The 5,386-nt window shown below is 52.2% G+C and carries 11 protein-coding genes; 10 read left to right on the plus strand and 1 reads right to left on the minus strand.

All coding sequences use genetic code 11. From position 1 onward, the window contains the following. Positions 1–777, plus strand: a 777-nt coding sequence (locus tag LBJ36_11445; GenBank protein MDR1379646.1) for a hypothetical protein, incomplete at its 5' end; no start/stop codon positions are given. Between the two features lie 659 nt (positions 778–1,436). On the opposite strand, the gene LBJ36_11450 is transcribed toward LBJ36_11445, so the two are convergent. Beyond that, positions 1,437–1,658, minus strand: coding sequence for a hypothetical protein (locus LBJ36_11450; protein MDR1379647.1), 222 nt, complete (start codon positions 1,656–1,658; stop codon positions 1,437–1,439). Between LBJ36_11450 and LBJ36_11455 the strand changes: the two genes are divergently transcribed. From LBJ36_11455 to LBJ36_11495, 9 genes are all read left to right on the plus strand, one after another. Beyond that, positions 1,627–2,034, plus strand: coding sequence for a hypothetical protein (locus LBJ36_11455; protein ID MDR1379648.1), 408 nt, complete (start codon positions 1,627–1,629; stop codon positions 2,032–2,034). The genes LBJ36_11450 and LBJ36_11455 overlap by 32 nt on opposite strands. A 105-nt stretch (positions 2,035–2,139) precedes the next feature. Then, positions 2,140–2,340, plus strand: coding sequence for a hypothetical protein (locus LBJ36_11460; GenBank protein ID MDR1379649.1), 201 nt, complete (start codon positions 2,140–2,142; stop codon positions 2,338–2,340). Continuing rightward, positions 2,324–2,665 carry a phage tail protein gene (locus LBJ36_11465; GenBank protein MDR1379650.1) on the plus strand — a complete coding sequence of 114 codons (342 nt, stop codon included), beginning with the start codon at positions 2,324–2,326 and terminating at the stop codon, positions 2,663–2,665. The genes LBJ36_11460 and LBJ36_11465 overlap by 17 nt, the downstream gene beginning before the upstream one ends. Positions 2,666–2,669: 4 nt before the next feature. Continuing rightward, positions 2,670–3,278, plus strand: coding sequence for a hypothetical protein (locus LBJ36_11470; protein MDR1379651.1), 609 nt, complete (start codon positions 2,670–2,672; stop codon positions 3,276–3,278). A 116-nt stretch (positions 3,279–3,394) separates the two neighbouring features. Next, positions 3,395–4,297 carry a hypothetical protein gene (locus LBJ36_11475; GenBank protein MDR1379652.1) on the plus strand — a complete coding sequence of 301 codons (903 nt, stop codon included), beginning with the start codon at positions 3,395–3,397 and terminating at the stop codon, positions 4,295–4,297. After that, on the plus strand, positions 4,294–4,662 hold the full coding sequence (locus LBJ36_11480; protein ID MDR1379653.1) for a hypothetical protein: 369 nt from the start codon (positions 4,294–4,296) through the stop codon (positions 4,660–4,662). Before LBJ36_11475 ends, LBJ36_11480 begins: the two co-directional genes overlap by 4 nt. A gap of 2 nt (positions 4,663–4,664) precedes the next feature. Next, on the plus strand, positions 4,665–4,925 hold the full coding sequence (locus tag LBJ36_11485; protein ID MDR1379654.1) for a hypothetical protein: 261 nt from the start codon (positions 4,665–4,667) through the stop codon (positions 4,923–4,925). A 15-nt stretch (positions 4,926–4,940) separates the two neighbouring features. Continuing rightward, positions 4,941–5,078, plus strand: coding sequence for a hypothetical protein (locus LBJ36_11490; protein MDR1379655.1), 138 nt, complete (start codon positions 4,941–4,943; stop codon positions 5,076–5,078). 33 nt (positions 5,079–5,111) lie between these two features. Next, the coding region (locus tag LBJ36_11495) for a hypothetical protein (protein MDR1379656.1) at positions 5,112–5,386 on the plus strand (275 nt) is incomplete at its 3' end.

The raw sequence follows: 5,386 nt of genomic DNA on the forward strand, positions 1-5,386 counted from the left end.
TATCAAGAATTGGACGGAGCGGACGCTGCTTGCAAGGAGGAAACACTTCGGATGTTGCCCCTGGATTACCAGGTATACAACCTCAATTGGGACGGGAGTTCGTTCAATGTCATTTGCGAATTCACGTTCGACTCCGAAACGCGAGGTCACGGCTATTTTTACCAAGCGGAGATTCCCACCTCAGAGGCTTCCCATGGCGAGAAGGAGAAAGAGAAGGAGGAAAGCACGCTGAATGGGGCAATCTGCGGAGACGAGAAGGAGAAGGAGAAAAGCACAATGAAATGCGCAATTTGTGAAGACGAAATCAAGGGTAGGGGCAAGAAACTGGCGGATGGCAACACGGTATGCAAGGACTGCTACGAAAGTTCGGCGGTAATAGTTACCTGCGATGATTGTGGCAAAGAGGTACTTGCCACGAGCGCGGTGAAAGAATGCGGTTTCCTCTACTGCCGAGACTGCCACGCTAAGAGTATCCAAGAAGAACACGAATGGCCGTCCTGGGTAGCGTGGCAAGAGTGGTGCGAGGCAGACGGCGAAACGCCAAACTTCGAGAAAGGGAGATCGAAGAAGCGAGGAAGGCCAGGAGGAAGGCAGCCGCTTAGGCTGCCTCCACCACAGGAGGCGCGCCATGACAATCAAGGAAGCGACGAAGAGGATCGAGGAACTGGAGGCGGAACTGAAGCGGGTGAACGATCACAGAGATCAGCTTCGGGACATCGCGAAAAGGTACATCGGGGCAAATCAGAGGCTCCGATACGAACGAGACTGGGAGATTGAGAAGCACGAGCGGGTGACGGCGATCATCGCCGAGATGAACGGATGAGACGCAAAATGACGGGCGGAGAACACACCGCCGCTTATGCGGGATACGCGGGTTACAACCCCCGAAAAAATCTAAGGAAGTAACGAAATGCTAATCAAATTCAATCTTTCTCCTTGCGGAAGCGGACTGTTACAACCAAGACATGAGATGCGGGGCTTCGGTCCCGCTTATTTTAGGAGGAGGAACACGCGAATGCTAAGGGTTGAATCAAATATCTGAGCGGGCGAATACAGTTATAACAATGGATCCTCCCCTAAAAACGTTGGCGCCCTTGTGGGCATTAACAGAGGAAACATAAGTCTCACACCGATTTTTCTTTTCATCGGAGACGGGAAAGGGTTTCGAGATCTTACAGACAATGGAGAGATCTTAACGGCGATGGTCGAAAAACTAAACGAAGTGTTAAAGGCAAATGCTGGGTTCTTCTCAGGAGGAGGTATTGCTCGCGGTCAGTCCGCTGAGCCCGATATTTCCCTAGAGCCCAAAAATTGTGGCACGCAGTCAAAAAAATCATGTCGCAAAAAAGACGCTTGAGCGACGGGGCGGTTGCAGGGAAGATTACGTGACACGTCATTTAGGCCAGGCGTGAACGTTTCAGAAAGAATTTTCCGACTCATAAAAAGGCGTGGGGGGCATCGAACGCCCCCGTAAAAAACACTTTAGTTTGGTAAACGATGATGTAACCGTACCTAAAACCGTACATATGGAAAAAAAGTATTTTTGTACATGCATTTATACAAACTTCTTTCGAGAACTTTTCGACTTCGCGATAGCGGGTCGGTTCCGGCACGGCGGGCAATGTTCTGGCGGGAACGATCACGATCATGCGCGACATTGTGGTGGATGTTCATGGCAGTCGCATAACCGTCTCCGTAACGAACCATGCTCCGGCCAGCGGCGGCGCGGAGGCTGAAAGTGCGGAACATATACGTTCCTGGGCTCCGCGATATTTTGAGACGCAGGAACGCTGTGTGACGCAAAATGATTACGAGACGACTGCAATGATGTTCAGGGACGAAAACATCGGAGCAATAGCTAAGGCGCGTGCCGTTGTGCACGAGCGCAGTGGCGAGGCGAATGTTATTCGTTACTATGTTCTTGCCTACGCTGAAGACTCGAATAAACTCGCTCTGGCCTCGGAATCTCTCAAGAATGCCCTGTTGGGCTACATCAATCAGAGAAAGATGCTCACAGATTATGTGGAAATTTAAGACGGAACATGGCGACTGATTGATGTAGAGGGAACGTCCCGCATAACATCAGGGTTCAGCGTCAGTGCGGTAATCGAGCGGGTAAAATCGGCTCTTAGGTCTCTTATGAACGCCGAAAGCACACAAATGGGCGGTAAACTGCGAATTTCAGACGTTTACGCTGCGATTGACAACACGGAGGGCGTCGAAAGCGTAGAACTCCAGACCCCGACAAACACCATCATCGCCGAACCGAACGAAGCGCTGCTGTTCGGGAATATGGAATTTATGATAGAGGGGAGCGTGAGCAATGGGACAAATCATTGACCTGATCCCCTCTCTTTATCACGGCACGGAAAACGAGCTTACCGGGTTTGTTGAGCAGACGGAACCTGAAATAGAGCGGATACAAGAAAAGATAAAGGGAATAACGGCGTTGATCAACGTTGACCGTTGCCCCGACAAGTTCTTGCCCTACCTTGCAGCTCTGACGAATGTGCCAATTATCGGGGAAAATCCTACAACGTGGCGCAAACAAATACGAAATTGGCCGTATTTGCTCAAGCATAAGGGCACGGCGTGGGGCTTTAACATCTTCCTAGATTCTCTGGGGATATCGGAGTCGAGCGTGCTGGCGCAACTCAGCGGGTGATTATGTGGAGGAAAAACCAGAGGGCGAACCGTATTTTGACCCGCTCACCGGCCTGTGGCGCAACTTGAGAACACATTATTTCGGGCTTGAACTCTTCTGGAACCTAACGACTATGCCTTGGTATGACTGGATCCAGAACCTCTGGGAGAGAATCACGCCATGGATGGAACGCGCAAAGCCTTTTCACTCCGAGCTTTTGAACGTGAAGCTTAAAACTCTTTTCGACTTCGGCGATGTAATTTTCCGTTGGAATCTCGCGCACAGGCGAGAGCTGCGAACGGTCCACGCCGTATGGTCCATGCTACCGCGCTTCGACCTCGTGCCCGCCGACGCGATACCGCTAGACTGGAGGCCATGGAACGGTTACCTCCGATCACTCATGACCGCGCGAACGACTGGCAGATTGATGGGCGTCTCACACTTGGACATGTATTTGCGTTTTGACCATATCCCCGCCGATTTTATACCGCTGGACACAGTGATGCAATATGTAGAAACAGATTTTCCCCCGATTTTGCAAGCATTCTACAGGCGAGAGAAAAGGGCAGCGTACATGTCGATAGCTACGAGCCGCGCCAAGAAGGCAACCCGGCGTTGGTGTTGGCGCGGATGACCCTGCAAGTCGTGACGCTGGAGCGGCATAATTTGGCACTGGCCGGACGGTTAGCGTTGGTCGAGCAATGGGCGGCGACCAACGGTTACGTCCGTCCGAAGACAGGGGGTTAAGTAATGGGAAATCTTTCGAACCAAATATTGGCGATAACGACAGAGGTTCAAACTCTGTCGTCGTTAGTCCAGACGTTTTTGAACGCCCAGGGGCAGAACATCAGCGTCGACCAGATCAAAAGCGAAATAAATAAGGCGGTCGCGACTGCGGTAGTGAACGTCATGCAACAACTCGAAGGGCTCGACGTCTCGATCATCCGGTCGGACATCGACTTACTCATACAAGGGATATCGAAAGCAATGTTGTCGGCTGGGCTCGCGCACAAGGACATCGAGGCGCTGACCTCAAAGTATATTCAACATGGTACGGCAGTAATACGGCTGTTCGGAGTTCAGTCAGGATGCGTGGTTACACGATCTACGACAGCTACGCGAAACCTAAATCTCTCAGCCGGAACGCTTTTCAAGGGTCACCAGATAATGGCAGCAAACGAGCAGCTAAATGGGACCTCAATCCCCAACAATCCGACCTCTGCCACGCAAGTCTGTGAGGTCTACATGATCAACGACGGCTTTATGGACTTCCGCTCCACGCCTTTCGGCGAGACCACCCCGGAGGAAGGCTGGCCGCTCTATAGTGTGTCCGTCCCGGCGGGAAATACAGAAGCGAACGAGCAATATCTCGCCAAGGTGACCCTGACCAGTATCCGCAAACTGGAATCGAACTGCCCTGCCATTTTGACAGCGGAGCCCTTCGTGTACGTGCCATTACCCTACGTCGTGCCGGACCCGGATTATGCTGTGATACTCGAAGCCGAGAGTGACATCGGGTCAGCGTGGGAATTGGGGGATATTTACGCCAAAGATAAAACTGTAAACGGGTTCAAAATTGCGACGAATGGTATCTGCGACCGTCTAAAGGTCCGTTGGACCCTCATTTCGAAGAAAGGAACTGGAACACTATGAATGAGCCGAAAATTATTAAAATGCAGCCCGCGCCTCATATCCCGTGGAGTATCGAAGACGACAGTTGTCTGTGTGTGGGCTCCGGCGAGGAACTGATTGAAATACGCCTCGCAGACCGCCAAACCGACAGTGTAACGGTTATTGATATCTGCCGTTGTCCGGGCAAGGGCCTGATGGAGGGCGCGTGTGGCGCGTATGTTATGTCGGTGGAGATTCCACCAACACGGTACAAAGAGGAGGTTGTGGAAGACTTCGACGGGAGCACGGTCATGAATGTCACCCCCGAACCGCTCGACGTGGCGTCCGTGGTCCTACGCCTGTGGAGTATAAACGATACAGACGCTACAGAAATGGAGTTGTTCTAAAAATGCCCAGCATTCTCGTGAAAGACTCCCTTCGCATGTCTGTAGAAGCCGCGTCAGGCGGCAAGGTGACAATAATATACGACGATCTCGGAAACCCCTCGTACATGCGGCGCTTTCCACCGATGCTCATAAAAGACCTATACCGCCACTTTTATCAAAGTGACGCCGATTGGAACGCAAGTCCATTCAAAATTATCGAGAACGATCCTCACCCGGCGTTCATGAAAAATGGTACGCAGATAAAAGAACTGATGGTGGGCTAATATCTGGCTTGCACGATGAATGGCCGTGCGTGCTCGCTGCCCGGCGCGGCTCCAGGAATCAACATTAATTATGATTCTGCGTTGACTCTATGCAAAAACAAGGGTAACGGGTGGACGGCGGCATTTCTGGCGTATCTGGAACCGCGCCTGTAAGAACCGGAACCGGTCCGACCTCGTGGTCTCACAATGGGACAGAGAGCGGCGTTTTCGAATGGAGAAGTGTCCGTCTCCGCCGACCTGAACAGCAGAACGCCCGGCGCGGAGTTCGAGGCGATCTTTTACGGTCGCGAGCGAGTCGAGATTCTGGTCGCTCCAGCATCGGAAGAGCAGGAAATCACGGTTACGAATCCCGCGTACATCGACCCCGACACTACGCCGGATGTGTCGGAAAGGATCCAGGAGGTCCAGCTTGTCCCCGGTCCTGTTCGGTACGACATTGGCCCGGTGGAGCTGGACTCCGA

This window comes from Synergistaceae bacterium, from assembly GCA_031267575.1.
GTDB lineage: Bacteria > Synergistota > Synergistia > Synergistales > Aminobacteriaceae > JAIRYN01.